The organism is Streptosporangium pseudovulgare (assembly GCF_014648055.1).
Lineage (GTDB): Bacteria > Actinomycetota > Actinomycetes > Streptosporangiales > Streptosporangiaceae > Streptosporangium > Streptosporangium pseudovulgare.
On record NZ_BMQJ01000002.1, the window covers coordinates 712237 to 738980 of the forward strand.

Below are 26744 nucleotides of genomic sequence, written 5' to 3' on the forward strand. Positions count from 1 at the left end.
TCACTCGCCTCCCCGCGGGTGGAAGCTCGTGAAGATCTTCTCCATGAGCCCGGGACGCCCGTTCCACCCCTCGGCGGCCGTCCAGCTCAGCACGAAGACCGTGTCGCCGACCCCGACGAACCGGCGCGTCTCGCGGTAGGTCACTCCGGGCCTGGCCCACGGCGCGCCCCCGATCTGGTCCGTCTTCCAGGTGAACTCCCAGTCGAGCCCGGAGCCGTAGGCGAGCGGGACGTTCACCGTCTTCTCGGTGAGGATCTCGCTCCACTGGGCGGTGTCCTCCCGGACGGTCTCCTGGAGCGCGCGCAGGTTCCCGGCGTTCTCGGGGAGCACCTCGACCCCGAGGTGGGCCTGGCCGTCGGGGCTCAGCCACTGGGTGTAGTTCGTCTCGGCGGCCCAGTCGCCCCGCCAGCCGGCCGGGTAGCCGATCGTCCAGTTGTCCGGCGCCTTGGCCTGCCAGAGCCGCAGCTGCGAGGCGGGCTTCCTGGTCCTGGTGGGGGTGGGGCTGGGCGAGGACGAGGCGCTCGGCGTCACCGTGTCACCGGGCGTCCCGGCGCCGTCGGGGATGGCGGTGACGGCCCGCTCGGACGGCCGCGCCGCGGAGGGGTCCGGCTCGCCGTTCCCGCTCATCGCCAGGGCCGCGGCGCCGCCTCCGCCGAGGACGACCACGGCCGCCGCGATCAGTGCGATCCGCCCGGCGCGCCGCCGCTCCCGGTCGGGGCCGCGGGACCCGTGGGATCCGGTGTTCCCGGTGCTTCCGGTGCTCCCGGTGGCTCCGGAGAGCGCGGAGGTCTCCGCCGTACGGTGCCGGTCGGTACGGCGGGGCCCCGTCGCGGCGCGACGCGGTCCGGCTGGCGCGGCGCCGCTCGCCTCGGCCAGCAGCAGGTCGGCCTGGTCGGCGGTGAGCCGGTGGGCCGGGTCGCGCTGGAGCATGCCGGTGAGCACCTCGCGCATCTCCGGCGGCACCCGGCTGAAGTCGGGCTCCTCGGTGATGAGCGCCCCGAGGGTGGCGATGGCGGTGGGGCGCTCGAAGGGACCGTGGCCCAGCAGCGCCGCGTACAGGGTCGCGCCGAGCGACCACAGGTCGGACCAGGGACCGGAGGGCCCCGCGGTGGCGCGTTCCGGCGGCAGGAAGCTGGGCGAGCCGGTCACCATGCCGGTCTGGGTCAGCGAGGTGTCGCCTTCGAGGGTGGCGATGCCGAAGTCGGTCAGCACGGCCCGGCCGTCGTCGGCCAGCAGGATGTTGCTGGGCTTGACGTCGCGGTGCAGGATGCCGGCCTCGTGGGCCGCCCGCAGCGCCGCCAGCACCTGGCGGCCGATCACGGCGACCTGCTGGACCGACAGCGTGCCCACCTGGTCGAGGCCGCGGGCCCGGACCAGCTCCATGACGATCCAGGGGCGGCCGTCCTCCTCGGCGACGTCGTAGATCGCCACGATGCCCCGGTGGTTGAGCCGCGCCGCCGTCCTGGCCTCGCGGGAGGTGCGGGCGAGCTGGCGCTCGCGCTCGGCCGGGGGGAGGTTCGGCGGCAGCAGCACCTCCTTGACCGCGACGGGCCGGTCGAGAAGGGTGTCGTATCCCTCCCAGACCACGCCCATGCCGCCCCTGCCGAGCTCCCTCAGCAACCGGTAGCGCCCGGCGACAACCCGTCCACCGTCCGGATACGTCATCACGTGACCCCTAGATCCCATCGGATAAGCCGCAAGTTTCCCACACCGACCGGCCGCCGGCGGTCCCGAACGGGCGATGGGACGCGGGCCGCCGCCCGGGGCTCGCGGGCCGGAATCCCGGTCACCGCCCGGCTCCGCGCACGGCCCGCATCCGGCTCGCACGCGGCTCGCATGCGGCCCGCATGCGGCCCGTACGTCCCGGCGCGGACGTCTTGCCACCCGGAGCCGAATGTTGTTCTACTTGGCCCCGGAGAGGAGATCGCATGGAGCGCGTGACCAGGAGCGGCCCGCTGTCCGGAGTCCGCGTGCTGGAGCTGGCCGGCCTGGCCCCCGGCCCGTTCGCCGGGATGATGCTGGCCGACCACGGCGCCGAGGTGCTGCGGATCGACCGGGTGGCCGCGGTCGCGGCGGCCGGGGACCGGCCCCGGCGCGACGTGATGGACCGCGGCAAGCGGACCATCGGGCTGGACCTGAAGTCGCCCGAGGGGGTGGCCGCGTTCCGGGAGCTGGCCGCGCACGCCGACGTGGTCATCGAGGTCTTCCGGCCGGGCGTCGCCGAGCGCCTCGGCATCGGCCCCGGGGACCTGCGGGCCGTCAACCCCCGGCTGGTGTACGGGCGGATGACCGGCTGGGGCCAGGAGGGCCCGCTGGCCATGACCGCCGGGCACGACATCGACTACATCGCCGTCGCGGGCGTGCTGTCCCTGCTGGGCCGCGAGGGCGGCAAGCCCACCCCGCCGATCAACATCCTCGGCGACTTCGCCGGCGGCGGCCTCATGCTCGCCTACGGCGTGCTGCTCGCCCTGTTCGAGCGGGAGCGGACCGGCCGGGGCCGGGTGGTCGACGCGGCCATGGTGGACGGCGCCGCGACCCTGTTCGCCATGTTCTACCAGGGCGTGCAGAGCGGCTTCTGGGGGCCGCGCGGCACCAACCTCCTCGACACCGGCGCCCCCATGTACGACACCTACGAGACCGCCGACGGGGGCTTCGTCGCGGTGGGCGCGCTGGAGCCGCGGTTCTGGGCGGAGATGACGGCCCTGATGGGCCTCGCCGACCTGCCCGACCGCGACGACCGGGCGCGCTGGCCGGAGCTGCGCGAGCGGCTGGCCGAGGCGTTCCGTTCCCGGACCCGCGCCGAGTGGGAGGAGGTGTTCGCCGGGTCGGACGCCTGCGTCGTGCCGGTCCTGGATCCGGCCGAGGCCGCCGAGCACCCGCACAACCGGGCCCGCGGCACGTTCGTCGAGGTCGGCGGGGTCCGCCAGCCCGCGCCCGCGCCACGGCTGGAGGGCGCGGGCGAACCGGACCTCTCCCCCGCGACCCTCCTTTCGGACCTGTCGGACTGGGGGCTGGACCGGGGGACCGCCGAACGGCTGCGCGCCGCGGGCGTGCTCGCCTGAGCCGACCCGGCCCGCCCCTTACCCGAGGGCGGCACATCCGTAGCGGATGTGCCGCCCTTTGTCATGTGAGTTGTGTGAAATGTAGTAGGTGTACTACATTCCATGGCATGAGTACTGCGGTGAGCGTCCGCGGGTTGCGGATGGCGTACGGCACGGCCGAGGTGCTGCGAGGCGTCGACCTCGACATCCGGCGCGGCGAGATCTTCACGCTGCTCGGGCCCAACGGCGCGGGCAAGACCACCACGATCGAGATCCTGGAGGGCTTCCGGAACCGGTCGGCGGGCGAGGTGAGCGTGCTGGGCGCCGACCCGGCCCGGGGCGGCGACGCCTGGCGGGCCAGGCTCGGGATCGTGCTGCAGAACTGGCGCGACCACGGCCGCTGGGGCGTCCGGGAGCTGCTGGCCCACGTCGGGGAGTTCTACGACCGCCCCCGCGACCCCGACGAGCTGCTGGCCGCGCTGGGGCTCACCGAGCAGGCCGCGCAACGGGTGAACCGCCTGTCCGGCGGCCAGCGCCGCCGCCTCGACGTGGGGCTCGGCATCATGGGCCGGCCGGAGCTGCTGTTCCTGGACGAGCCGACGACCGGCTTCGACCCGGAGGCGCGCCGGGAGTTCCACCTGCTGGTGGAGAGGCTTGCCGCCGACGGCATGACGGTGCTGCTGACCACCCACGACCTCGCCGAGGCCGAGAAGCTGGCGCACCGCACCGCCATCCTGGTCCGCGGGGAGATCGTCGCGTGCGGGAGTCCGGCCGAGCTGGCCGACGCCGTACGGGCCGAGTCGCAGGTGCGCTGGCTGGAGGACGGCCGCGAGCGGGTCCTCACCACGGCCGACCCGTCGCGGGCGGCGTGGGAGCTGCACGAGCGGTTCGGCGGCCCGGTGCCGGGCCTGCAGGTCCGGCGCCCGTCACTGGAGGAGAACTACCTGAGCCTCATCGGGAGGGCGGCATGACCGGCACGACGACCACGACGACCACGACGACCACGACGACCCTTCCGGGCGGCGCGGCCACCGGGACACCCCGGGCGGGGGGAGGCGGTGTGAACGCCAGGGGACTGCGCGTCGGGCTGCGGCGGGGCTGGACGGAGTACCTGCACCTGGTCAGGGACCGCAGAGAGCTGATCAACAACATGGTCGGCACGGTCGGGGTCTTCGCGCTGCTGATCCTGTGGATCGGCGACGGCCCGGTGGAGGGCACCGGCGTCTCCCAGTCGACGTTCATGACCATCGGCTTCCTCGCGTTCACCGTCTTCTCCAACGGGCTCATGGCGCTGCCGATGGCGCTGACCACCGACCGGGAGGACGGGACGCTGCTGCGGCTGCGCACCCTCCCCGGCGGCATCACCGCCTACCTCACCGGGCGGGCGGTGACCTTCCTCTGCCAGATCGTCGTGCAGGGCGTGCTGATCCTGGCCACCGGCGTGGTCGTCGGCGACGCCGGGCTGCCCCGCGACTGGCTGACGCTGACCTGGGCGCTGCTGCTCGGCACGGTCGCGGTGGTCCCGCTGGGCGTCGCCATAGGCTGCCTGCTGCCCAACCCGAAGACCGCCGCGGGGGCCGTGGGCCTGCCGATGATGATCCTGATGGTGACCTCCGGCGTCATGATTCCGGTGACCTTCATGCCCGAGCCCGTCCAGTGGGTCTCGCAGGCGTTCCCCCTCTACTGGCAGGGGCTCGGACTGCGGGCGGCGTTCATGCCCGACAGCATGCTCGCCGCCGAGATCGCCGGAAGCTGGCGGTTGCCCTGGGTGGCCGTGGCGCTCGGCGCGTGGGCGGTCGCGGGGATGCTGCTGGCCCCGGTCATGGTCCGCCGGGTGACCCGGCGCGAGTCCGGGTCCCGGCTCGCCGATCGGCGACCGGCCGCGCAGGCGTCCTGAGAGCTGGGAGACTACCGTGGTGGCCACGGAAGACGTCTACAACAGGATCTCGGTGCTGCGGGCCGAGCGCGGCGTGTCGCGCAAGGACCTGGCCACCGCGCTGGGCGTCCACTACCAGACGATCGGCTACCTCGAACGCGGCGAGTACAGCCCCAGCCTGCACCTGGCCCTGCGCATCGCCGCGTACTTCGAGGTGCCGCTGGAGGTCGTCTTCTCCCTGAAACCGTTCCCCCGACTCGGCAGTGAGGTGAAGTGATGAGCGGCCTGACCCCCGAGCAGATGGAGAGGCACTACCGCACCTGGCCGCCGCGCTCCTGGTACGCCACCCGCCGGAGCCGCCGCGTCCTGGCCGGCGTGGGCGGCGCCTCGGCCGCGCTGGGCTGGATCAGCGCGGTCGTGTGCTGGTACCTCGCACCGAGCTCCCTGGCGATGTGGACCACCTTCGCCCTGTGGGGAGCCGCGCTGGTGATCTACGCGGTGGTCTACTCGGCCCTCGTCGGAGCCACCCGCGGCGTCATCGGCCTCGCCGAGCGTCACCTCGACGAGCGGCAGGCCCTCGAACGCCTGCGGCTCCAGGCCGACTCCCGGCGCGGCACCACGATCATGCTCGGCGCGGTCCTCGCGCTCGTCGCCATCGCCGTCAGGGACGGGGACAGGTCGGTCGTCGAGGTTCCGACGACGGCGCCCTTCCTGCTCGTGTACGCCGCGATCGCGACGCACCTCATCCTGCCGTCCCTCCTGGCGGCCTGGCGGATGCCCGACCCGCCGCGGGACGACGACGAGGACGACTGAGGAACGGCCGGAGGACGGCCGGGGCACGGCCGGAGGACGGCCGGGGCACGGCCGGAGGACGGCCGGGGCACGGCCGGAGGACGACGGGACGCCGCGGGGCGGCCGAAGCGCGGGCCGGACGATCACCGGGTCCGGCCGCCCGCCCCGTCAGCCCATCGAGGGGAAGACCGCGGCGTAGACGTCCACGCCCTCGGCGTGGTGGACCTCAAGGTCGGTGGTGAAGGCGCGGGGCGGGGTGCCGCCCGACTCGGTGTGCTTCCACAGCCGCTGCCAGGCGTCCAGCAGCGCCCCGGGCAGCTGCCCGCGGGCCTCCAGCTTCAGGCACGGCACGGCGGGCACCCGTACCGCGACCATCCCCTCGGGCATGGCGGCGGCGCTGCGCACCGCCGCCCCGACGACCACCGTGTAGGCGCCGTGGTGACCGCTCTCGTAGTCGGTGTACACCGCGTAGACGTTCTCGTCCACCCGGCCCGGGACGTGGGCGAACGCTCCGGGGACCCCGACCCGCGCCCACAGTGCGGCCAGCCGTCCCCGGCCCTCCCCCTCCTCGGCGTTCGACGTCCGTACGGCACGGCCGACGACCAGCAACTCGGGCCGATCAACGACGATCACAACGCCTCCCATGGCCATCCCGCTTGATTCGCGCAAACGGGATCCTAGCCGCAGCCCGGAGCGGCGGTCCCCGTTCCCGATCGCCGGAACGGGGAAGGCTCCTGCCGCGTCATCACCGGATAAGGTGGACGAACGTGAAGTTTCTCAATGGGATGACCCCGGCCTACGACCTCACGTACAGCGACGTCTTCATGGTCCCGTCGCGCTCCTCGGTCGGCTCGCGCCTCTCCGTCGACCTCGCCGCCCACGACGGCACCGGCACCACGATCCCGATCGTCGTGGCCAACATGACGGCGGTCGCGGGCCGCCGCATGGCCGAGACCGTCGCCCGCCGCGGCGGCATCGCCGTGATCCCGCAGGACATCCCCATCGAGGTGGTTGCCGACGTCGTCGACTGGGTCAAGCGGCGTGACCTGGTCCACGACACCCCGCTCACCCTCACCCCGCACGACACCGTCGGCGAGGCGCTCAACCTGCTGCCCAAGCGGGCGCACGGCGCGATCATCGTCGTCGACTGGGACAACCGCCCGACAGGCGTGGTCACCGAGGGCGACTGCGCCGGCGTGGACATGTACACGCAGCTGTCGCAGGTCATGTCCTCCGACCACCTGCTCACCCTGCCCGCCGGCCTGGACCCGCGCGAGGCGTTCGACCGGCTCCACGAGGGCCGCCACCGGCTCGCCCCGATCGTCGACGGCGACGGCCGGCTGGTCGGCATCCTCACCCGCACCGGCGCGCTGCGGGCCACCCTCTACAAGCCCGCCGTGGACGCGTCGGGCCGGCTGCGCGTCGCCGCCGCCGTCGGCGTCAACGGCGACGTGGCCGTCAAGGCCGGGGAACTGCTGGAGGCCGGGGTGGACTGCCTGGTGGTGGACACCGCCCACGGACACCAGGAGAAGATGATCAGCGCGCTGAAGGCGGTCCGGGCGCTCGACCCGGGCGTGCCGGTCGCCGCGGGTAACGTCGTCACCGCCGGCGGGGTGCGCGACCTCGTCGAGGCCGGGGCGGACATCCTCAAGGTCGGCGTCGGGCCGGGCGCCATGTGCACCACCCGGATGATGACCGGCGTGGGCCGCCCGCAGTTCTCCGCCGTGCTGGAGTGCGCGGCCGAGGCGCGCCGCCTGGGCCGTCACGTCTGGGCCGACGGCGGCGTCCGCCACCCGCGCGACGTGGCCCTCGCCCTGGCCGCCGGGGCGTCCAACGTGATGATCGGCTCCTGGTTCGCCGGCACGTACGAGTCGCCCGGCGACACCCGCACGGCCGCCGACGGCCGCAGGTACAAGGAGAACTTCGGCATGGCCTCGGCCCGCGCGGTGAAGCTGCGCACCGCCGAGGACTCCCCCTTCGAGCGGGCCCGCAAGGCGCTGTTCGAGGAGGGCATCTCCACCTCCAGGATGTACCTCGACCCGGTCCGGCCCAGCGTCGAGGACCAGATCGACGCCATCGTGGCGGGCCTGCGCTCGGCATGCACCTACGCCGGGGCGGCCGACCTGGAGGAGTTCCACGAGCGCGCGGTCGTCGGCGTGCAGAGCTCCTCGGGCTACACCGAGGGCATGCCGCTGCACCAGAGCTGGTAACCCGCGTCCTCCCGCCCGCGCCCGCCGTACGGTCACACACCTGTACGGCGGGCGCGCGCATTGTCGCCGCGCGGCGGGGTAGTCGCCTGACCGATCACCCACTGACACAGCGGGAAGGCGAGCGGACATGACACACGTACCCACCGCCACGACGACGCCCGCGGAGCGGCTCGTCGTCGTGGACCGGAGAGTGCTGGTCGGCTACGACAACTACGCGGCGGCTCAGCGGACCGTGGACATGCTCTCCGACGCGGGATTCCCCGTCGAGCACGTGGCGATCGTCGGCAGCGACCTGCGGTTGGAGGAGACCGTCACCGGCCGGATGACCAACGGCAGGGCCGCGCTCCGGGGCGCCGGCAACGGCCTGGCGTTCGGCGCCGTGGTGGGGGCCTTCCTCGGGCTCTTCACCTCCACCACGATGTCGTTCGTCGTGCTCGTGCTCTGGGCCGCGCTCTGGGGCGCGGTCGTGGGGGCCGCGTTCGGGTTCGTCAACCACTTCTTCACCGGCGGCAAGCGGGACTTCGTCTCGCGCAGCGCGATCGTCGCCGGCCGTTACGACGTGCTGGTCGCGGCCTCGCACCTGGACGACGCCCGCGCCGTGATCGAGGCCGCCAGCGGCCCCGCCGACACCGTCGTCGTCGAGGTGCCGCCGTCGGCGGGCACCTACGACCCGGACGCCGTACGGCCCACCGCCCCGAGCGTCCGGTATCCCGGCACCGCGGCCGGACGGCCGGCGGACGAGCACCCCGTGACCGAGCCGGCGGCGGACGAGCACCCGGTGTCCGGACGGCCGGTGACCGGGCAGGCGGCGGACGAGCAGCCCGTGACCGGACGGCCGGTGGACGAGCGGCCGGCGGACGGGAGTTCCCCGGCCACCGGGCTCACCGGCGGGCGGGACCTGCCGGGGGACGGGCGTCCTTCGGTTCCCGCGCAGGCTCCCCGGCCCGACCGCGACACGGCCGACCCGAGCCGCTCCTAGGTTCCGTTCCGCGGATCCCCGCCGCGGATCCCCGCCGCGCCGGGGATACGCGGCGGGTCCCGGCGGAGCCGACGAGCACGGAGGGCGCGGGGGCCACGGCGAGCACCGTGGCCTCCGCGCCCTCTGCCGTCCCGGCTCACGGCGTCGTCCCGGCTCACGGCGTCGACCCGCCGGCGCGGGTGCCGGCCGCCGGGACGGTGCCCTCGCCGAACGCGGTGACGTGGACGGCCTCCGGGTCCCGGACGAAGTGGCGAGCCGGCCTCGACGTCCCGGACCGGGGAGTGGATACTGACGGTCCCGCCCGCTGACGGTCCCGCCGCCGTGCTCGCCGTACCCGGCGGAGACCGCACGCCGGGCCGGCGGTTCCGCCGCCCGGGGACCCGTAGGCGGTGACGGCGAGCGCCGAGCCGGGCCGCGCCCGTCGGCGGGACGGCGGCGGAGCCCCGGCCACGCGCCCTCCCCCGGGTGATCCGCCCGGAGCCGTGAGAGCGCTCTCTGGAAGAGTTGTCGGCCCCTTCCGCTGGAAGCGATATCCGTGACACTACGGTTACCGTCGGGTTTTTCTTGACACGCCTTCTCCGGAACGCGATTCTCGGGAGAGCGCTCTCACGCGCGTGACCGACAGAACGGAGCCTTAGAGATGACCACGTCCGCCACAGGGTCCAGCGACACCGGCCCGCTGACCTTCCCCGAGGGGTTCCTGTGGGGGGCGGCGACCGCCGCCTACCAGATCGAGGGCGCGGCCGCGGACGACGGCAGAGGCCCCTCCATCTGGGACACCTTCTCCCGGACCCCCGGCAAGGTCCGCGCCGGACACACCGGCGACGTGGCCTGCGACCACTACCACCGCCGCAGCGACGACGTCCGGCTGATGAGCGACCTGGGCCTGGCCGCCTACCGCTTCTCCGTCTCCTGGCCCCGCATCCAGCCCGACGGGTCCGGCCCGGTCAACCCGCGCGGCCTCGACTTCTACGACCGCCTGGTGGACGAGCTGCGCGAGGCCGGCGTCACCCCGATCGTGACGCTCTACCACTGGGACCTGCCGCAGAGCCTGGAGGACCGGGGCGGCTGGATCGCCAGGGACACCGCCGAGCGCTTCGCCGACTACGCCGCGATCATGCACGCCCGGCTGGGTGACCGGGTGGAGACCTGGACCACCCTGAACGAGCCCTGGTGCTCGGCGTTCCTCGGCTACGGCTCCGGCATCCACGCCCCCGGCCGCGCCGAGCCCGAACTGGGCTTCACCGCCGTCCACCACCTGCTGCTCGGCCACGGGCTCGCCGTTGGCGCGCTGCGGGCCGGCGGGGCCGCGAAGGTCGGCATCACGCTGAACCTCGCGCCGGTGATCGGCGACGACCCCGTCGCGGTCTCCCTGGTGGACGGCCTGCAGAACCGGATCTTCCTCGACCCGGTGCTGCGCGGCGAGTACCCGGCCGACGTGGTCGAGCGGGCCCGCCGCTTCACCGACTGGTCGTTCGTCGAGGACGGCGACCTGGAGACCATCAGCCGGCCGATCGACCTGCTGGGCGTGAACTACTACACCCCGCAGACCGTCGCGGCCCGCCCCGGCGAGCCGGCCAGCCCGGTCTTCCCCGGCAGCGAGGGGATCGCCTTCGGCGGCGCCGACGCGCCGAAGACGGCGATGGGCTGGGCCATCCAGCCGTTCGGCCTGACCGACCTCCTCGTGCGGCTGTCGCGCGACTACCCGGGCACCCCGCTGGTCATCACCGAGAACGGCGCGGCCTTCGACGACGAGGTGAAGGACGGCGCGGTCCACGACCCCGACCGGGTCTCCTACCTCGACGCGCACCTGCGCGCCGCGCACGCCGCCATCGAGCAGGGGGCCGACCTGCGCGGGTATATGGTGTGGTCGCTGATGGACAACTTCGAATGGGCAGAGGGCTACGGCAAGCGGTTCGGCGTCGTGCACGTCGACTACACCACCCAGCGCCGCACCCCCAAGGACAGCGCCCTGTGGTATCGCGACGTCATCCGGCGGAACGGCCTGTGAGGGCACGGCCGACGCTGGAGAAGGTGGCCGCCCGGGCCGGAGTGTCCCGGGCGACCGCCTCCCGCGTCATCAACGGCTCCACCCGGGTGGCCCCGCAGATCCGCGAGGCGGTCAACCGCGCCGTGGACGAGCTGGGCTACGTCCCCAACCAGGCGGCGCGAAGCCTGGTCACCCAGCGCGCCGACTCGATCGCCCTGGTCTTCCCCGAGCCCTCCACCAGGGTCTTCTCCGACGACCCGACCTTCGGCGGGATCATCCGGGGCGTCAGCATGGAGTTCGAGGAGGCCGACAAGCAGCTCGTGCTGATGCTCGCCGGCACCGAGGGCAGCTACCGCCGGGTCGAGCGCTACGCCACCAACGGGCACGTGGACGGCGTGATCGTGGCGTCGATGCACGGCTCCGACCCGCTTCCGGCGATCCTCGCCCGCCGCGGCGTCCCGGTGGTCTGCAGCGGCCGTCCCACCATGGCCGGCGAGCTGCCGTACGTGGACATGGACAACGTCGGCGGCGCCGAGCGCGCGGTGCGGCACCTGCTGGAGCGGGGCCACCGCCGGATCGCCGCCATCGCGGGCCCCCAGGACATGGTCGCCGGGATCGACCGCCTCACCGGCTACCGGAACGTCCTGCGCGACTCCGACCGCCGCTCCATCGTCGCGGTCGGCGACTTCACCCGCGAGTCGGGGACGGCGGCCATGCGCCACCTGCTGGCCGACGACCCGGAGCTGGACGCGGTGTTCGCCGCCAACGACCTGATGGCGCTGGGAGCGCTGCGGGCGCTGCGGGACGCCGGCCGCTCCGTCCCCGGTGACGTCGCCGTCGTCGGCTTCGACGACATCCCGGCCGCCTCCTACGCCGAGCCGCCGCTGACCACGGTCCGGCAGCCGACCGAGGAGATGGGGCGGCGGCTCGCCCGGATGGTCCTGGGCCTGGAGGAGCGGGGGCCCGTGGTGCTGCCCACCGAACTCGTGGTGCGGGAGTCCACGAGGGCCGCCTGACCACCTCCGCGCGGGCCTCCCGGCGCCTCCGCGCGGACCGTCCGACCGCTGTTATGCGGACTGCCTGACCACGAGATCGGCCGGCATGATCACCGGCTCGACCGGTCTTCCCTCCATGAGCGCGAGCAGCAGCCGCACCATGGTGGCGGCCTGCTCGGCGTGCGAGGCGCGGACCGTCGTGAGCGGCGGGTCGGTGTAGCGGGCCGCCTCTATGTCGTCGTAGCCGACGACCGCGACGTCGCCGGGGACGGAGCGGCCGGCCTGGCGCAGCGCGTACAGGGCCCCGATCGCCATCAGGTCGTTGGCCGTGAACACCGCGTCCAGCTCCGGATCGTCCTCCAGCAGCTGCCGCATCGCCGTCGCGCCCGACTCGCGGGTGAAGTCGCCGACCGCGACGATGGAGCGGCGGTCGGCCTCCCGCAGGGCGTCCCGGTACCCGGCGAGGCGGTCCTGGCCGGCGACCATGTCCAGCGGCCCGGCGATGGTCGCGATCCGGCGGCGACCCCGCTCCAGCAGGTGCCGCACCGCGCGCTCGGCGCCCGCCGCGTTCTCGCCGTCCGCGTAGGGGATCTCGACCGGCACGGCGGGCCTGCCGTACGACACGACCGGGACGCGCAACCGGGTGAGCGCGCCGGGCAGCGGGTCGGCGCTGTGGCTCGACACGAGCATGACGCCGTCCACGTGGCCGCCGCCGATGTAGTTCTCCACCCGGGCGTGGCTCTCCGGCGACCCGGCCAGCAGCAGCACCGTCTGCCTGCCCGCGGCCTCCAGCTCCAGGCTGGCCGCGCGGATGACCGTGGAGAACATCGGGTCGTCGGAGAACACCCGGTTCGGCGACTCCGACACCACCAGCGCGATCGAGTTGGTCCGCTGGGTGACCAGGTTCCGCGCCGCGCCGTTGGGGACGTAGCCCAGCTCGCGCACCGCCCGCATCACCGTCTCGCGGATGTCCGGGGTGACGGTGGCCTGGCCGTTCACCACCCGGGAGACGGTCGCCCGGGACACTCCGGCGCGGGCGGCGACCGCCTCCAAAGTGGGTCGTCTCATCTGCCACTCCCCCAGCAGTCCTTTTTCCGTCGGACGGACCCGGGCGCCGCGGCGCGCCGCCCGGCGCGGCTCACCCCTTCACCGCCCCCTGCATGATGCCTCCGATGATCTGCTTGCCGAGCAGCGCGAACACCAGGAGCAGCGGCAGGGTCCCCAACGCGGTCCCCGACAGCCCGAGCACGAAGTCGTTGACGTACCCGCTGGCGAGCGTGGACAGGGCCACCTGCACCGTCGGGTTCTCCGGGGTCAGGACGACCAGCGGCCAGAAGTAGTCGTTCCAGGCGGTCATGAACGTGAGCATGCCGAGCACGGCCGCCGCCGGCCGGGCCGCCGGGATCACGACGTGGCGGAACAGCCCCCAGGTGGTGCAGCCGTCGATCCTGCCCGCCTCCAGCAGCTCCGTCGGCAGCGCGCGCTGCAGGAACTGGGTCATGAAGAACACGCCGAACGCGTTGACCAGCGCCGGGACCACCAGCGCGTACATGGTGCCGGTCCACTCGACCTTCACCATGAGCATGTACAGCGGGATGATGCCGAGCTGGGCCGGGACCATCATGGTCGCCACGGTGATCAGCAGCATGACGTTCCTGCCCCGGAACCGCAGCTTGGCGAAGGCGAAACCGGCCAGCGTCGAGAAGAACATCACGGTGAGGGCGATCGAACCGGAGACCACGAACGAGTTGAGCAACGCCAGCCCGAACGGGACGGTGTCGAAGACCCGCTCCACGTTCGCGAGGAAGTTGCCGCCGGGCAGCAACGGGGGCGGCACCTGGGCGAGCGCGGCGTTGTCGCGGGAGGCGACGACCACGCTGTAGTACAGGGGGAACGCGGAGAAGAACGCCACCGCGGTCAGCGTCAGATAGCGCAGCCTCACCGGCCGCTCACCCCCCTCCGCCCGTCGCGCCGGTCGTCCCGGCCGCCCGGGCCGTTCCGGTCGTCCCCGGGTCCTCTGTACGCCGGCCAGGTCATGTCAGGTCTCCCCGCGAACGGCTGATGAACAGGTAGTTGACGGCCGCGGCGACCACCACGAAGGCGAACATCACCCATGAGGCGGCCGAGGCGTAGCCGAAGTCGAAGTTGACGAAGCCGCGCTCGTACACGTAGAGCGCGAGCGTCTGGAACTGCCGGTCCGGCCCGCCGGTGACGATGTTGCCGCCGTTGGTGCCCGCGCCGAACAGCAGCGGCTCGGCGATGATCTGCATCGCCCCGATCGTGGAGACGATCACCACGAAGATGATCGTCGGCCGGATCATCGGGATGGTGATCCTCCGGAGCTGGGTGTACGGCGACGCCCCGTCGAGGGTCGCCGCCTCGTAGAGCTCCCGTGGCACGGCCTGCATGGCGGCGAGGAAGATCAGGGCGTTGTACCCCGTCCACCGCCACATGATCATGACGGAGAGGGCGACGTGCGAGGAGAGGGCGCCCTCGCTCCAGGCGACGCCGTCGACACCGAACCAGGAGAGCACCCAGTTGATCAGGCCGAAGTCGCGGCCGAACAACTGGCTGAAGATCACCACGACCGCGACCACGCTGGTCACGTTGGGCAGCAGCAGGGTGATCCGGAAGAAGGTCTGCGCCCGCAGCGGGCGGTTGAGCAGGCTCGCCAGCCAGATCGCCATGACCAGCTGCGGGACGGTGGACAGCACCCCGATGGACAGGGTGTTGAAGGTGGCGTTCCAGAAGTAGCCGTCGCCGAGCAGCGTGGCGAAGTTGTCCAGGCCGATGAACCTGTGGACGTCCGAGAGCAGGGTCCACTCGTGCAGGCTCACCCAGGCGGTGTAGACGAGGGGGAAGACGCCGAACGCGCAGAACAGGACGAGGAACGGGGCGACGTAGGCGTACGGCGAGACTTTCATGTCGAACCGGTGGCTCAGGAAGCGCCGGGGCGGGCGGTGGGACGCCCGCCCCGTGGTCGTGGCCGCCGGCCGGTCCGGGGCACGAGTGGCCATGGCTGGGCCTTTCGGGAGGTCGGGGGGTCGCTTTCGGGGATCGGCGGATCAGGGGGCCGGGGCGCCGGGCCGGGGCCGGGGGCGCGGGACCGAGAACGCCGCACGGGGCCGGGGGCGCCGGCTCGGGCCGGGGGCGCCGGCCCGGTCGTCCCGGGCCGGCCGCGCCGTCACTTGACGGTTTCGGCGTCCTTGAGGGCCTGGTTCCAGGCCTCCTCGGACTGCTGCTTGCCCTGCTCGACACGGCCGATGCCATCACCGAAGGCCGCGCGGACCAGGGCCTCCTTCGGCCCGAGGTGCTGGGGCTTGAGCGCCTTGGCGGCCTCGGAGTAGATCTTGCCGACCGGGGCGTCGTTGAAGAACGGCTTGGTGAAGCCCTGGATCGACGGGTCGTCGTAGAGGGCGGGGATGGAGGGGAAGCTGCCCGTCTCCTTGAAGACCTTGACCTGGTTCTCCTTGGAGGTGAGGAAGTCGATCAGCTCGGCCGCCTCCTTGGGGTGCTTGCTCTGCGTGGGCACCATGAGGTGCGAGCCGCCGCTGTTGCCGGCGCCGCCGGGCACCGTGGCGATGTCCCACTTGCCCGCGGCGTCCTTGGCCTGGTCCTGGATGTAGGCGGTCATCCAGGCGGGGCAGATGATCGTGGCGAAGGAGCCCTTGGCGAAGCCGGTGTTCCACGGCGGGGAGAAGGCGGCGAGCTTGGCCGACAGCCCGTTCTGGACGACCTTGACGGAGGTGTCCCACGCCTTCCGCACCTCCGGGTTGCTGCCCGCGATGAGGTTGTCCTGCTGGTCGTAGAAGCCGGTCGGGGCCTGGTTGACCATGGCCCGGAACAGCTCTCCCGGGCTGTCGACGAACTTGGCGTCCGGCACCTTGGCCTCGGTGAACTTCTTGCCGGTCTCGATGTAGGCGTCCCACGTCGGCCAGAGCTCGGAGACCTTCTCGCGGTCGGCGGGCAGGCCGGCCTTCTCGAACAGGTCCCTGCGGTAGCACATGGCCAGGCCGCCGACGTCGGTGCCGAGGCCGAGCAGCGTGGAGCCGTCCTTCGACAGGCCCTGCTGCCACTTCCAGTCGAGGTAGTCGCTCTTCCGCCGGTCCAGCCCGAACTCCTTGAGGTCGCGGAACTTGGCGGGCTGGGCGGTGAAGGTGCTGATGAAACCCACCTCGACGGCCTCGATATCGGCGGCGCCCGCGTTGGTGGCCAGCTGCTTGACCAGGTTGTTGTGGTGGTCGTCGAACTTCGTCACCCGCTCGACGATCTCCACGTCGGGGTGGGTCTTCCGGTACTCCTCGTACAGCGGCTTGAAGCCGAAGTCGCCGAAGAGGGCGACCGTCAGCTTGATCTTCTCCCCCGGCTTGGCGGCGTCCGCGCCGCCCGTGGCGGCACCACTGCCACAGGCGGTGAGGCTCAGGGCGAGTGCGGACGCGGTGACCACCGGGGCGAGCAAGCGGCGTGGGGTGCTCATGGAACCCTCCCTGGGTCCTCAAGATGATCATGAAGAGAGCGCTCTCAGGGAGAGAGGCTGATGGCACACGGGGGGCGTGTCAACATCCCCGGGGATAACGATCGCCGTTACCGAGCCGTGCGGGCGAGGGCGGCGTCTCCGGCGCCCCGATCTCTCCGGGTCTGAATCAGAGCAGTTCAGAGCCATCTAGAAGAGATCTTCAAAGGCTCGTGGGAGCGCTCCCCCGAGGCGCACGGACGCATCGGAATCTTGTTCTGTCCCCGTCCCGGAAGCCGGGGGGAGCCCGGCCGGGACCGGATGGGAAATCGCTCTCTCACTTTCGCCGGGCGACCCGCCCGCCCACGGCGCCACGCCCGGGCCGGGAGGGGGTGCCTCCGTCCGTCGCGTGCCCGCCGGACCCCGTAGAGTCGTCCGGTCGGCCGGAAACCGGCCGGCGCGCAACCGATAAGGAGAACCACGTGGCACTGGAGAAGCCGGAGATCGACTTCCCCGAGGGTGAGGCCCCCTCGGAGCTGCAGATCACCGACATCGTCGAGGGAAGCGGCCAGGAGGCCAAGCCGGGTGACATGGTCACCGTGCACTACGTCGGCGTCGCCTTCTCCACCGGCGAGGAGTTCGACGCCTCGTGGAACCGCGGCGACACCTTCCAGTTCCCGCTGGGGGCCGGCCGGGTGATCGCGGGATGGGACCAGGGCGTCGCGGGCATGAAGATCGGCGGCCGCCGCCGGCTCGTCATCCCGCCCCACCTCGGCTACGGCAACCGCGGCGCGGGGCCCCTCATCAAGCCGGGTGAGACGCTCATCTTCGTCGTCGACCTGCTCGGCGTGAACTGACGTCACCGCGGGCGGCCGTCCGTCCCCGGGCGGCCGGCCCCGGTCGGTCACCCGCTTCCGGACGGCCGCCCGTTCCCGGATCGCCGCCCGTTCCCGGACCGCCACGCGTTCCCAGGCAGGGCCCCCGTTCTCGGACAGCCCCGGAAAAGCGGCGGCCCTCGCCGCCGGAACACCGGCCGCGACTCGTAGGGTGATGGCTGTGTTGCTGATCGAGCTCGCACGCACCTCGGCCGCCGTGGCGGCCACCCCGGCACGCCTGGCGAAGATCGCCCAGCTCGCGGAGCTGCTCGGCAGGACCGAACCCGGCGAGGCCGAGATAGCCATCGCCTACCTCTCCGGCGAGCTGCCCCAGCGCACCATCGGCGTGGGCTGGGCCGCGCTGCAGGACCCGCCCGAGCCCCGTCTGGTCGCGACCGCCACCCTGCGCGAGGTGAACGGCCTCCTCGACCGCATCAAGGCCCAGGCCGGCCCCGGCTCCCAGCTCGCACGCAAGGCCCTGCTCGACGAGCTGTTCGGCGCGGTCACCCGCCAGGAGCAGGTCTTCCTGTCCCGGCTGCTCCGCAGCGAGCTGCGCCAGGGCGCGCTGCACGGGGTGATGGCGGAGGCCGTCGCCAAGGCCGCGGGGGTCCCGGTGGCGGAGGTCCGGCGGGCGCTGACCCTGCGCGGCTGGCTTCCCGTCGTGGGCGCCGCCGCACTGGCGGGCGGGGTCGAGGCCCTGCGCGCCTTCCACCTGGAGGTCGGCCACCCGGTCGCCCCGATGCTCGCCCAGAGCGCCGCCTCGATGGCCGCCGCGCTGGACAAGCTGGGCGGACCGGTCGCTCTCGAATGGAAGCTCGACGGCGTCCGAGTGCAGGCGCACCGCTCCGGTGACGAGGTGACCGTCTTCACCCGCACACTCGACGACATCACCGCTCAGGTGCCCGAGCTGGTCGAGGCGGTCCGCGCGCTGCCCGCCGCGGACCTGGTCCTGGACGGCGAGGTCATCGCACTGCGTCCCGACGGCCGCCCCCAGCCCTTCCAGGTCACCTCCGGCCGCGTGTCGAGCCGCCTCGACGTGCCGGGGATGCGCGCGAAGACCCCGTTGAGCGTGTTCTTCTTCGACGCGCTGCGGGTGGACGGCGCCGATCTGCTCGACCTGCCCGGCGAGGCCCGCCACGCCGCCCTCACGGCGGCCGTCCCCGCGGAGCTGGTGACACCCCGGCTGGTGACCGACGACCTCGCGAGCGCCGAGGCGTTCTTCAAGGACGTGCTCCGGAGCGGCCACGAGGGCGTGGTGGTCAAGTCCCTGCGGGCGCCCTACGCCGCCGGGAGGCGCGGCGCCGGATGGGTCAAGGTGAAGCCCCGGCACACCCTCGACCTGGTCGTCCTCGCCGCCGAATGGGGCCACGGCCGGCGCCAGGGCAGGCTCTCCAACCTTCACCTGGGGGCGCTCGACCCGGGCACCGGTGATTTCGTCATGCTCGGCAAGACCTTCAAGGGACTGACCGACGAGCTGTTGGCGTGGCAGACCGGCCGCCTGCTGGAGATCGCCGATGGTCCCACCGACGGCTGGACGGTCGCCGTCCGCCCCGAGCTCGTGGTCGAGATCGCGTTCGACGGAGTCCAGCAGTCGAGCCGCTACCCCGGTGGCATGGCGCTGCGTTTCGCCAGGGTGATCCGCTATCGCCCCGACAAGAGGGCCGACGAGGCCGACACCGTCGAGACGGTGCGCTCCCTCATGCTCTGACCGCCGCCAGAGCTTCGGACCGGGGAAACGATCCGGAGGCATGAGCGGTCACGGCGCCTCCCCGAGGGTTCGCCGCCCCGCCCCGCCTAGCCCTGCCCCGGGACGCCGCCGGACGGATCATCGCGTTCGACGTGTGCGGCAGGCCACCCGCGCGCCAGACGAAAATCCGCATTTCGCCGGTATTTCCAAGATTCACCGCATACGCTCGCAACCCTGCGGGCCGACCTGGAGATCGCGAATCCGGATGTCGGCGTGATCCCTCGCGACCTGCGCACGATCATTTCTTTGCGCATTCATCAAGATTCATTGGCAGAGTGAGATGAATCACTCGCAGTGCTTTAAGTTTCCTTTGCCAGTTCTTTGTCGCATATGTTCAATCACATTACGCGGGCGACATTCCGTCTCCCCGCCTACGAGAACGGCCTGCATCCCCCTGGTCCCCCATGCCCCACGGCCGTCTCGCGTCCTGTCCCCGACCTTGGATCGTGGTTACCCTTGGGCCTGCATTCCGCTCCCCCGTCCGACAAGACACTCCCCTTCCGGAAGCCGGAGGCGAGCCGGCGCCGCCTGGCCGTCCTGGCCGCCGGCGCCGCCGCGGTGGTCGCGGTGTCGAGCGCCGCCTGGGCGCTCTCGGCCGACGATCACGCCTCCCGGGCGTCCGCGTCGGCCGTCTTCACTCCCCGGCAGACCGGCGGCCCCGGCGACGCCGCGCCGGACGTCCTCGCCTCCCCCTCTGAGAAGCCCTCCTCGGGGACACCCACTCCGAACGCCTCCGCGGCCGCCGACGAGGTGAGCCCCCGTGTCTCCCCCTCCCCCGCGGCCTCCCCCGGGACCTCCGCCACGACGGGGACGTCCTCCGGCACGCGCCCCACCGCCAAGGCCGCTCCGCGGCCGCGGTCCGGGGGTGGGCGGGACACCGCCTCCACGTCGAAGGACACCGGGAGCACCGCCAGGAACACGACCGGGAGCACCGCGCGGAACACGTCGAAGGGCGAGGCGGCGAGCAGGCCGAAGACACGGCGGTCCGGCACCCGCGACACGTCGCGCGCGGGACGCGTGATCTCCAGCGGCACCTGCGGCGCCTCCTACTACGACGAGCCGCAGATGACCGCCAGCGGCGAGCGCTTCGACCCGAACGCGATGACCGCCGCCCACAAGACCCTCCCCCTGGGCAGCAAGGTCCGCGTGACCAACCCGGCCAACGGCGAGTCGGTGACGGTCCGGATCAACGACCGCGGCCCCTACACGGGCGGACGCTGCCTGGACCTGTCCAGGGCGGCCTTCTCCGCCATCGGCGACACCGGCGCGGGCGTCATGCGGGTCGAGTACGAGGTCCTCGCCACCTGACCGGCCCCCTCGACCGGCCCGGCGAAACCCCGCAACCGCCCGTCCCCCGCTGCCCGCCGGTGACGCCTGCCGGTGAGATCCGGTTCCCGGCTCCCGGCTCCCGCTCCCGGCTCCCGCTCCCGGCCCCCCTCCCGGTCGCCCGGGTCCCTCCCGTTCGGTGAAGCCCCTCATGCCCGGCCGGTCCCCTCCCGGCCGGCGGGAGGTTTACTTCACCGGGCGCATCGTCAGCGGGTACCGGAAGTCGTCGTCGGCCAGCCCCCTGACTCCGCCGACCACCGACAGCACCACGCCGCCGATCCAGACCACCGGGATCAGCACGGCGCCCACGACGGTGATGGCCAGGAGCACGGTCGCCCCCAGCAGCGTCAACTGGAAGTTGAGCGCCTCGACCGCGTGCCTGCGGATGTAGGGCGAGGTCCTACCGGCGGCGAGCAGCATGATCAGCGGGCCGATCGCGAGCAGGCCGGTCAGCGGCAGCAGGTGCGCCGCCGCCGCGCCCACGCGGTCCGCCCCGTCCTTCGCCCGCGCGCCGGGATACGGGAGGGATCGCCCGCCCGCCGGCGGGTGGAACGCGGGGGCGGCGGGGCGGGAGCCGTACAGCTCGTACATGATCGGCATGAGGTCACCGTGGACGCGGGCCGTCATGGCCCGCTCCAGCCGGTCGTCGAACTCGAACTTGTCGAGTCGTCCCTCGGCATAGGCGGTCTTGACGTGCTCGACGACCTGCTCCCGGTCCTGGTTGCTGACCCGCAGACCGGCGTGGCCCGGCCCCGGAGCGGGGGACACTCCGGTTTCGCGCCACGGGTTCGCCCCCGGTGTCGCTGTGCGTTGCATGAGACCGACATACCTTTCGTCGCTGGCTTACCTCCATGATCGTGGCGAGCTTTCGGGCGGTCCATCCGGATAAACCCTTGGATATCCCCTAGGGATCACCCTGGCATCACACCGTCGGACCCCTGGGAGATGTATATAAGAGGCATGAGATGGCGGGATCGCTACGGATTGAGGCGGCGAGGCGGCCCTAAGATCGCCAAGTTCGATCGTGAGGCCACCGACGCCGACATCGAGGCGCTCATCGCCTTCGCCAAGTCGCGCCGGGGTGTCGAGTTCTACGTCGAGCCGGAGACCTTCGCGACGGACACCACGGCGATGGCCATCGCGGACGACGGCGAGTGGACCAGGCGCCGGGTCGGCTCTCCCGCGGTGATCCGCAAGGTGGCCCGCGACCTGTCGCTTCCGGTCTACGACGTGCAGCTGACCGGTTACCCGCCGCGGATGCGGGCCTACAACGAGCGCCGCAGGCTCGCCGAAGACTGACGGTGGTGACGCCGGACCGGCCGGTCATCCGGCCGACGCCCCGGCTTCCTCCAGCAGAGAGATCATGGGCAGCAGCCATGCGGCCCGGGGACTGCCCATCTCCTCGTCCAGCTCCTCGGGGCTGGGCATCCTGTCCTTCAGCGCCTGCGGCGGAACCAGGTGCCGCAGCGCGTGCATGAGCAGATTGGCCATGGAGTAGCCGGGGTCGGCCTCGCGCGCGCGGGTCAGGGCGATCCCGGCCAGCGCGGAGTCGCCCTCCCGCCAGGCGACCACGCCGAGCAAGGAGGCGGCCGGTGGGACGAACCGCGGCTCCAGTCGCAGGGTGAGGTCCTGCCAGAGCCGGCGGTGGACGTCGCAGGAGTCGTCGGTGACGAGCGCCCACGCCTCGTCGCGGACGCGGACCACCGCCAGGTCGAGCCCCAGCCTGGCCGCCTGCTCGTCGTCGAGCCGCCTGCCCGCGGCGTAGGCGCCGATGGCCGCGCGGACCCGGGCCACGCCGTCGGCCACGAACTCCGCCGCGAACCCCTCGACGTCGCCGCAGACGGCGAGCCTTTCCCCGATCTCCCTCGTGACCCGGGCTGTGGCCCGCCGCATGGCCTCCCGCGCGGCACCGCCGACGGGGTCGAGCGACCTGGCCAGGGACTCGCGGTCGGGTAAGGCGACCAGCCCTCGCACGGTCGCCCGGGCCGCGATCTCCCCGGCCCGGGGATCGTACGGTGTGCCGTCCGGAGGGCAGCATCCGGACCGGGAGCAGAGGTAGGACCAGTAGCGGCCGTCCTCCACCCGCAGCGCGTCGACGACGACGAGACCGCCCCGGTGGAAGGCCGCGACGGTCTCGTCCATGACGGGGGTCACCAGGGGGCCGGTGCCGTATCCGGCCAGGATGACCTGGGTGACCCCCTCCCGGCGGAAGACCGCGGCGACCTGGGCGGCGTCCGGGTCGACCGGCGGCAGGTCCCAGCGGACGGTGAGATGCAGCCGTCCCCGGGGAGGGCGGCCCCGCAGGCCGATCGCGACGAGGCTGTCGGCGGGATGGAACCCCAGGAGGTACGGCACGGCGCCGAGGATGTCCTCGGTGGATCTGAGCAGGAGGCCGGGCCGGTCGGCGAGGGAGACGGACTGGACGGACGGGGCGGGCGAGGCCGGGAGGTCGGTTGTCATGGCCCAGAGCCTCGCGCGTTCCCGGTCTCCCCCGCCGGGCCGAATCCCGTTCTGTGGACGACCGGCCCGGATCGGGCCGACCTGTGGAAAACCCTCCGCCGTCCCGGCACGCACCGCGCGGAAGTCTCCGCACGCACCGCGCGGAAGTCCCCGCACGCACCGCGCGGAAGTCCCGGGACATGTCGCCGGATCCCGGAGCGCGCCACGCGGCTCCCCCGGCGTGCCGCACGGGTTCCGGGACGCACGGGTTCCGGGACGCACCGCGCCCGGCACGGCGGCCCGGCGTCAGTCCCGCCGGTGGAGAGGCTCCGCGGGCGCCAGGCGCGTCCGCACCATGACCGTCGCCCCCGCCACGGCGGCCGGCATCGCGACCACCGCTGCCAGCGGGATCAGGAAGACGAGGAAGAGCAGCACCCCGAACCCGAGCACGGCCGCCTTGTCCGATCTGAGCAGGGCGAGGCGTGTCCTGCGCCGCATGTCCCTGCGTTCCATGGCCAGCGTGGTGAGCTCGGCGGTGAGGAAGAAGCCGGAGACGAGCGCACCCAGGACCGGCGCCACGATCTGACCGACCACCGGCACGAAACCGAGGAAGAACAGCGGGATCGTGAACAGCAGCGTGTAGCCCAGGATGACCAGGCTGTCCCCGATGGAGCGGGGGATCGACTTCCAGAGCGGGACCTCGGGCCCTTCCGGCAGCTCACCGTGGCTCTCCTCGACCTTCTCGGAGAGCTTCTCGTAGAAGGGCCCGCCCAGGATCAGGGTCACCGCGGTGAAGGTCACCACGGCCAGGACCACCCCGGCGCCGAAGAGGACCACGCCGAGCAGGGTGTACAGCGCGGTGCGCGCCGCCTTCCCCCAGTCGGCGGCGAACGGCGTCATCCATTCGGCGATGTCCCGCGCGCTGGAACCGAGGAAGTAGAGCGCGACGGCGTAGAGCACGAACGCGATCAGCGCCGGGACCAGACCGAACAGCCACCACCGGGGGTTGCGCGCGACCCAGCGCAGTCCCTGGAGGAAGAAACCGGCGCCCTTCGCGAAGGAGCGGAAATGACCCATGGCCGGAAGATTAGCGGGAGTGGCCGATCACCGTACGACGCCGGCGTCTCCGGCCGGAGCGCCCCCGGCCGAAGGTCAGGCGCGCCGCCACAGGCCCGGCACGGAGACCCCCAGCGTGGCGAGGAGGCGGCGCAGGAGGGGCAGGGAGATGCCCAGGACGTTGCCGTGGTCGCCCTCGATGCCCTCGACGAACCAGCCGCCGGGGCCGTCCAGGGTGAAGGCGCCCGCGACCCGGCAGGGCTCGCCGGTGGCGACGTAGGCGGTGATCTCGTCGTCGGAGGGCGCGCCGAAGCGCACCACCGTGGCCCCCACCTCCGACACCTGTGCGCCGCTCGTGGTGTCGATCACGCAGTGGCCGGTGAGCAGGCGGCCCTCGCGACCGCGCATGGACCGCCAGCGGGCGACGGCCTCCTCGGGCGAGGACGGCTTGCCGTAGGCCCGGCCGTCGAGTTCCAGCATCGAGTCGCAGCCGATGACCAGGCCGTCGGTCACGTCACGCGCCACGGCCGCCGCCTTGGCGCGCGCCAGGGTGAGGCAGAGGTCACCCGGGGTGTCGGCGGTGACGGCGTCCTCGTCGACGCCGCTGACGATGACTTCGGGGTCGAGCCCCGCGCTGCGCAGGAGGACGAGACGGGCGGGCGAGGCTGAGGCGAGAACGATCCTGGTCACGTCTGCCGAGCCTAGCGTCCGCCGTGACGGGTGAAGGACGGTCCCTCTCGCGGGCAGGCACGGCGCCGGTGGGAAGGCGCCGGGTCCGGAGCGGACGGCCGCTCCCGCGCGGACGACGCGGCCGGGCCTACTCCGGCTTGACCGTGGAGATCGAGGAGATCGCGGTGTTGATGTCGCGCCAGCGGGAGCGCTGGGCGTCGGGGATGGTCACGAAGACGAGGGCCGGTTTGGCGGCGCCGGGGATCTCCTTCACCGCGACCGCGGCCATGGAACGGCGGGACTTGCCCTTGACCTTGTATCCCACCTGGTAGGCCAGCACCCAGCCGTCCTTGATCGGCTGGGATGCCGTCCAGGTGATCTTCCCGCCGCGGGGGTGGTGGTTGAGCGTCCAGCGCGCGGCCAGCAGCGCGGTGTCCTTGACGGTCTCCTGCACGTTGATCGGCACCGGGCAGCTCACGAGCATCGCGCGGGTGGCCGCGCCCCTGACCTTCGGCAGGACCTGCTTGGTGGCGAACGGCGCGGTGCCGTAGCCCTTCCACGGCTTGCCGAAGCGGACCAGCGACACCCCGGAGCGGGTGTCCCGGATCCGGCGCTTGGTGGCGTGCGGCTTGCCGGGCAGCCTGCCGAGCCGTTTGTCGCCCGGCAGCTCGGGGACGCGGGGGTCGGCCAGGGCGGCGAGCACCGCGGCGCTCCGGGGCGGCGTGGCGGGGGCCGCGCTCGCGGTCGGCGCCGCGGACGGGGAGGCCGACGCCGACGCCGATGCCGATGAGGACGCCGACGCCGGCAGCGGTTCGGGCGAGGAACTGGGACCGGGCGGGGGCGTCGCGGCAGATGGCGCGGCGATCGGCCCCGACGCCTCTCCGCCCGGTCGGTCTGAGGAGCCGGACGACGTGAAACCGATCACCGCCGCCACGGCGGCCACGACCACGGCGACGGTCGCGGCCAGGAACCGGTAGATCACCCGCATCGGCAGGTCACCGATGCGGGACCGCTTCACCGGTGAGACCGGGGGGTGCTTGGGTCCGGGCTCGGCGACGATCTTCGGCAGCTCGGAGGTCTCCGCCTCGGCCACCACGTATGTCGGCACGGAACCCGTCCCACGGGTCCCTTCGGTCTCACCCACCCCATCGAGCACGATCGGGAGCGTACGACAAATCGGCTTATCCCGTGCGGGATACCCATCACACTTAGAAAACGAGTGGTTTTTTCACGTTTGGTCCGGCACCTGCCCAAAGGCGGGCCACCGCGCGGACCCGCTCCGGGGTCTCCACTCCGCCCCCCGGCTCCCAGGATCTCCGGACGGTCCGCACGTCAGGACCGCCCGGACGGCCTCGCGCCCGCGGGGTACGGCTCGCCGCGGCGCAGCCAGGGGACGTCCGCGACGACCGTTCGGGAGCCGGGCTCGATCTCGGTGAACCCGGCGTCCCTGACCACGGGCAGGCCGGAACCGGCCAGTGCCTCCCAGGCGCCGGGCACGGCGGTCCGCACGGCCACCGCCAGGCCGCGCTCCCGCCAGGCGTGGCGCGCGGCCTCGTCGCCCGCCCACCAGGCGAGCTGGGCGGCGTGCCCGGCCTGCGCCATCGCCTTGCCCGCCGACATCGAAAGGCCCGGGTTCACCCACAGGACCGGCTCCCCCGGCTCGGGCGGCGCCGGTTCGGCGGAGTCGGACAGGTCGGTGCCGGAGACCTGGAGACGCGACAGGTCCCTGGGCCAGGCGTCGAGCGGGACCGGCGGGTGGACCCGGACCTCGGCGGTGCCGTGGGTGACGGTGAGACCGGGCAGGGCGAGCACCCGGCGCCACTCGGCTCCGCGCGCCCGCCGTACGACCTTCCTGATCCGGCCGTCCTCCCAGGCGCGGACCGCCTCGGCCCACTCGCCTCCGGGGGCCGCCTGCGGGGCGTCGAGCAGCGTCAGCACGGCCAGGGCGGCCGCCTCCAGGGCGTCGGTGCGCTCGGGCGGGGTCGCCCGTTCGATCCGGACCACGAGCGGGAGCACCCGCTGCCCGGCCGCGTCCTCGTCCCGTCGTGGCCGCCCGGCCGCCGCGGCCGTCCCCCCGGCATCCGTGATCCCCGCGGCCTCGGTGTCCTCCGCGGCGCCGTATCCGTCCCGCTGTCCGTTCGACTCGTTCACGCCTTCCAGGGTGCCCGCCCGGCGAGGGTGCCGGGACCGGGGGCCGCCCGGCACGGCGGGCTGCCCGGGTGCCGGACCACGAAATCCGGACAAAAGGGTCATAGCGCACAAATCACGTTAATGGCGTTTGATAGCGGAAAAGGCC

The 26744-nt window shown here is 72.9% G+C and carries 25 protein-coding genes; 13 read left to right on the forward strand and 12 right to left on the reverse strand.

Going from position 1 to position 26744, the window contains the following annotated elements; genetic code table 11:
* Nucleotides 1–1665 carry a serine/threonine-protein kinase gene (locus tag IEZ10_RS06855; RefSeq protein ID WP_189245579.1) on the reverse strand — a complete coding sequence of 555 codons (1665 nt, stop codon included), beginning with the start codon at nt 1663–1665 and terminating at the stop codon, nt 1–3.
* A 263-nt stretch (nt 1666–1928) separates the two neighbouring features.
* Here IEZ10_RS06855 and IEZ10_RS06860 point away from each other — a divergent pair, with 263 nt between their 5' ends.
* The 5 genes from IEZ10_RS06860 to IEZ10_RS06880 all read left to right on the forward strand — a co-directional run bounded on the left by IEZ10_RS06860 (nt 1929) and on the right by IEZ10_RS06880 (nt 5730).
* Nucleotides 1929–3062, forward strand: a complete 1134-nt coding sequence (locus IEZ10_RS06860) for a CaiB/BaiF CoA transferase family protein (protein ID WP_189245580.1) — start codon at nt 1929–1931, stop codon at nt 3060–3062.
* A gap of 107 nt (nt 3063–3169) precedes the next feature.
* A complete protein-coding gene (locus tag IEZ10_RS06865) occupies nt 3170–4012 on the forward strand; it encodes an ABC transporter ATP-binding protein (protein ID WP_189245581.1) in 843 nt (280 codons plus the stop codon).
* Nucleotides 4009–4938 carry an ABC transporter permease gene (locus tag IEZ10_RS06870; RefSeq protein WP_189245582.1) on the forward strand — a complete coding sequence of 310 codons (930 nt, stop codon included), beginning with the start codon at nt 4009–4011 and terminating at the stop codon, nt 4936–4938. Before IEZ10_RS06865 ends, IEZ10_RS06870 begins: the two co-directional genes overlap by 4 nt.
* A gap of 16 nt (nt 4939–4954) precedes the next feature.
* Nucleotides 4955–5194, forward strand: a complete 240-nt coding sequence (locus tag IEZ10_RS06875) for a helix-turn-helix transcriptional regulator (RefSeq protein ID WP_373287376.1) — start codon at nt 4955–4957, stop codon at nt 5192–5194.
* On the forward strand, nt 5194–5730 hold the full coding sequence (locus IEZ10_RS06880) for a hypothetical protein (RefSeq protein WP_189245583.1): 537 nt from the start codon (nt 5194–5196) through the stop codon (nt 5728–5730). Before IEZ10_RS06875 ends, IEZ10_RS06880 begins: the two co-directional genes overlap by 1 nt.
* Nucleotides 5731–5877: 147 nt before the next feature.
* Here the strand turns inward: IEZ10_RS06880 and IEZ10_RS06885 are convergent, their stop codons facing one another.
* Complete coding sequence (locus tag IEZ10_RS06885) at nt 5878–6342, reverse strand: GyrI-like domain-containing protein (protein WP_189245584.1); 465 nt, start codon at nt 6340–6342, stop codon at nt 5878–5880.
* A 134-nt stretch (nt 6343–6476) separates the two neighbouring features.
* Here IEZ10_RS06885 and IEZ10_RS06890 point away from each other — a divergent pair, with 134 nt between their 5' ends.
* From IEZ10_RS06890 to IEZ10_RS06900, 4 genes are all read left to right on the forward strand, one after another.
* Nucleotides 6477–7919, forward strand: a complete 1443-nt coding sequence (locus IEZ10_RS06890) for a GuaB1 family IMP dehydrogenase-related protein (protein WP_189245585.1) — start codon at nt 6477–6479, stop codon at nt 7917–7919.
* Between the two features lie 127 nt (nt 7920–8046).
* A complete protein-coding gene (locus IEZ10_RS06895) occupies nt 8047–8898 on the forward strand; it encodes a YflT domain-containing protein (RefSeq protein WP_189245586.1) in 852 nt (283 codons plus the stop codon).
* Between the two features lie 640 nt (nt 8899–9538).
* Entirely contained in the window at nt 9539–10909 is a 1371-nt protein-coding gene (locus IEZ10_RS38760) for a GH1 family beta-glucosidase (RefSeq protein WP_229811015.1), read from the forward strand.
* Nucleotides 10906–11904: a LacI family DNA-binding transcriptional regulator gene (locus IEZ10_RS06900; RefSeq protein WP_229811016.1), complete on the forward strand. Its 999-nt coding sequence runs from the start codon at nt 10906–10908 to the stop codon at nt 11902–11904. Before IEZ10_RS38760 ends, IEZ10_RS06900 begins: the two co-directional genes overlap by 4 nt.
* Nucleotides 11905–11955: 51 nt before the next feature.
* Here IEZ10_RS06900 and IEZ10_RS06905 read toward each other — a convergent pair whose 3' ends face one another.
* The 4 genes from IEZ10_RS06905 to IEZ10_RS06920 form a co-directional block, all read right to left on the reverse strand.
* Complete coding sequence (locus IEZ10_RS06905; protein ID WP_189245588.1) at nt 11956–12951, reverse strand: LacI family DNA-binding transcriptional regulator; 996 nt, start codon at nt 12949–12951, stop codon at nt 11956–11958.
* Between the two features lie 70 nt (nt 12952–13021).
* The gene (locus IEZ10_RS06910; RefSeq protein ID WP_189245589.1) at nt 13022–13825 is read right to left on the reverse strand and encodes a carbohydrate ABC transporter permease; all 804 of its coding nucleotides are present in this window, start codon (nt 13823–13825) and stop codon (nt 13022–13024) included.
* A gap of 91 nt (nt 13826–13916) precedes the next feature.
* Nucleotides 13917–14900, reverse strand: coding sequence for a carbohydrate ABC transporter permease (locus tag IEZ10_RS06915; RefSeq protein ID WP_189245590.1), 984 nt, complete (start codon nt 14898–14900; stop codon nt 13917–13919).
* Nucleotides 14901–15067: 167 nt separating this feature from the next.
* Complete coding sequence (locus IEZ10_RS06920) at nt 15068–16360, reverse strand: ABC transporter substrate-binding protein (protein WP_189245591.1); 1293 nt, start codon at nt 16358–16360, stop codon at nt 15068–15070.
* A 458-nt stretch (nt 16361–16818) separates the two neighbouring features.
* Here IEZ10_RS06920 and IEZ10_RS06925 point away from each other — a divergent pair, with 458 nt between their 5' ends.
* From IEZ10_RS06925 to IEZ10_RS38765, 3 genes are all read left to right on the forward strand, one after another.
* On the forward strand, nt 16819–17193 hold the full coding sequence (locus IEZ10_RS06925) for an FKBP-type peptidyl-prolyl cis-trans isomerase (protein WP_189245592.1): 375 nt from the start codon (nt 16819–16821) through the stop codon (nt 17191–17193).
* A gap of 193 nt (nt 17194–17386) precedes the next feature.
* Nucleotides 17387–18919, forward strand: a complete 1533-nt coding sequence (locus IEZ10_RS06930; RefSeq protein ID WP_229811017.1) for an ATP-dependent DNA ligase — start codon at nt 17387–17389, stop codon at nt 18917–18919.
* Between the two features lie 495 nt (nt 18920–19414).
* Nucleotides 19415–20266, forward strand: coding sequence for a septal ring lytic transglycosylase RlpA family protein (locus IEZ10_RS38765; RefSeq protein ID WP_229811018.1), 852 nt, complete (start codon nt 19415–19417; stop codon nt 20264–20266).
* 204 nt (nt 20267–20470) lie between these two features.
* Here the strand turns inward: IEZ10_RS38765 and IEZ10_RS06940 are convergent, their stop codons facing one another.
* Complete coding sequence (locus IEZ10_RS06940; protein ID WP_189245594.1) at nt 20471–21100, reverse strand: DUF1707 and DUF4870 domain-containing protein; 630 nt, start codon at nt 21098–21100, stop codon at nt 20471–20473.
* A gap of 144 nt (nt 21101–21244) precedes the next feature.
* Between IEZ10_RS06940 and IEZ10_RS06945 the strand changes: the two genes are divergently transcribed.
* Nucleotides 21245–21583 carry a hypothetical protein gene (locus tag IEZ10_RS06945; RefSeq protein WP_189245595.1) on the forward strand — a complete coding sequence of 113 codons (339 nt, stop codon included), beginning with the start codon at nt 21245–21247 and terminating at the stop codon, nt 21581–21583.
* 24 nt (nt 21584–21607) lie between these two features.
* Here the strand turns inward: IEZ10_RS06945 and IEZ10_RS06950 are convergent, their stop codons facing one another.
* The 5 genes from IEZ10_RS06950 to IEZ10_RS06970 all read right to left on the reverse strand — a co-directional run bounded on the left by IEZ10_RS06950 (nt 21608) and on the right by IEZ10_RS06970 (nt 26599).
* Nucleotides 21608–22744, reverse strand: a complete 1137-nt coding sequence (locus IEZ10_RS06950) for a DUF4192 domain-containing protein (protein ID WP_189245596.1) — start codon at nt 22742–22744, stop codon at nt 21608–21610.
* A 285-nt stretch (nt 22745–23029) separates the two neighbouring features.
* Nucleotides 23030–23800 carry an EI24 domain-containing protein gene (locus IEZ10_RS06955; protein ID WP_189245597.1) on the reverse strand — a complete coding sequence of 257 codons (771 nt, stop codon included), beginning with the start codon at nt 23798–23800 and terminating at the stop codon, nt 23030–23032.
* Nucleotides 23801–23875: 75 nt separating this feature from the next.
* Entirely contained in the window at nt 23876–24469 is a 594-nt protein-coding gene (locus IEZ10_RS06960; RefSeq protein ID WP_189245598.1) for a Maf family protein, read from the reverse strand.
* A 127-nt stretch (nt 24470–24596) separates the two neighbouring features.
* On the reverse strand, nt 24597–25556 hold the full coding sequence (locus IEZ10_RS06965) for a hypothetical protein (protein ID WP_189245599.1): 960 nt from the start codon (nt 25554–25556) through the stop codon (nt 24597–24599).
* Between the two features lie 224 nt (nt 25557–25780).
* The gene (locus IEZ10_RS06970) at nt 25781–26599 is read right to left on the reverse strand and encodes an aminoacyl-tRNA hydrolase (RefSeq protein ID WP_229811019.1); all 819 of its coding nucleotides are present in this window, start codon (nt 26597–26599) and stop codon (nt 25781–25783) included.
* Nucleotides 26600–26744: the final 145 nt, after the last annotated feature.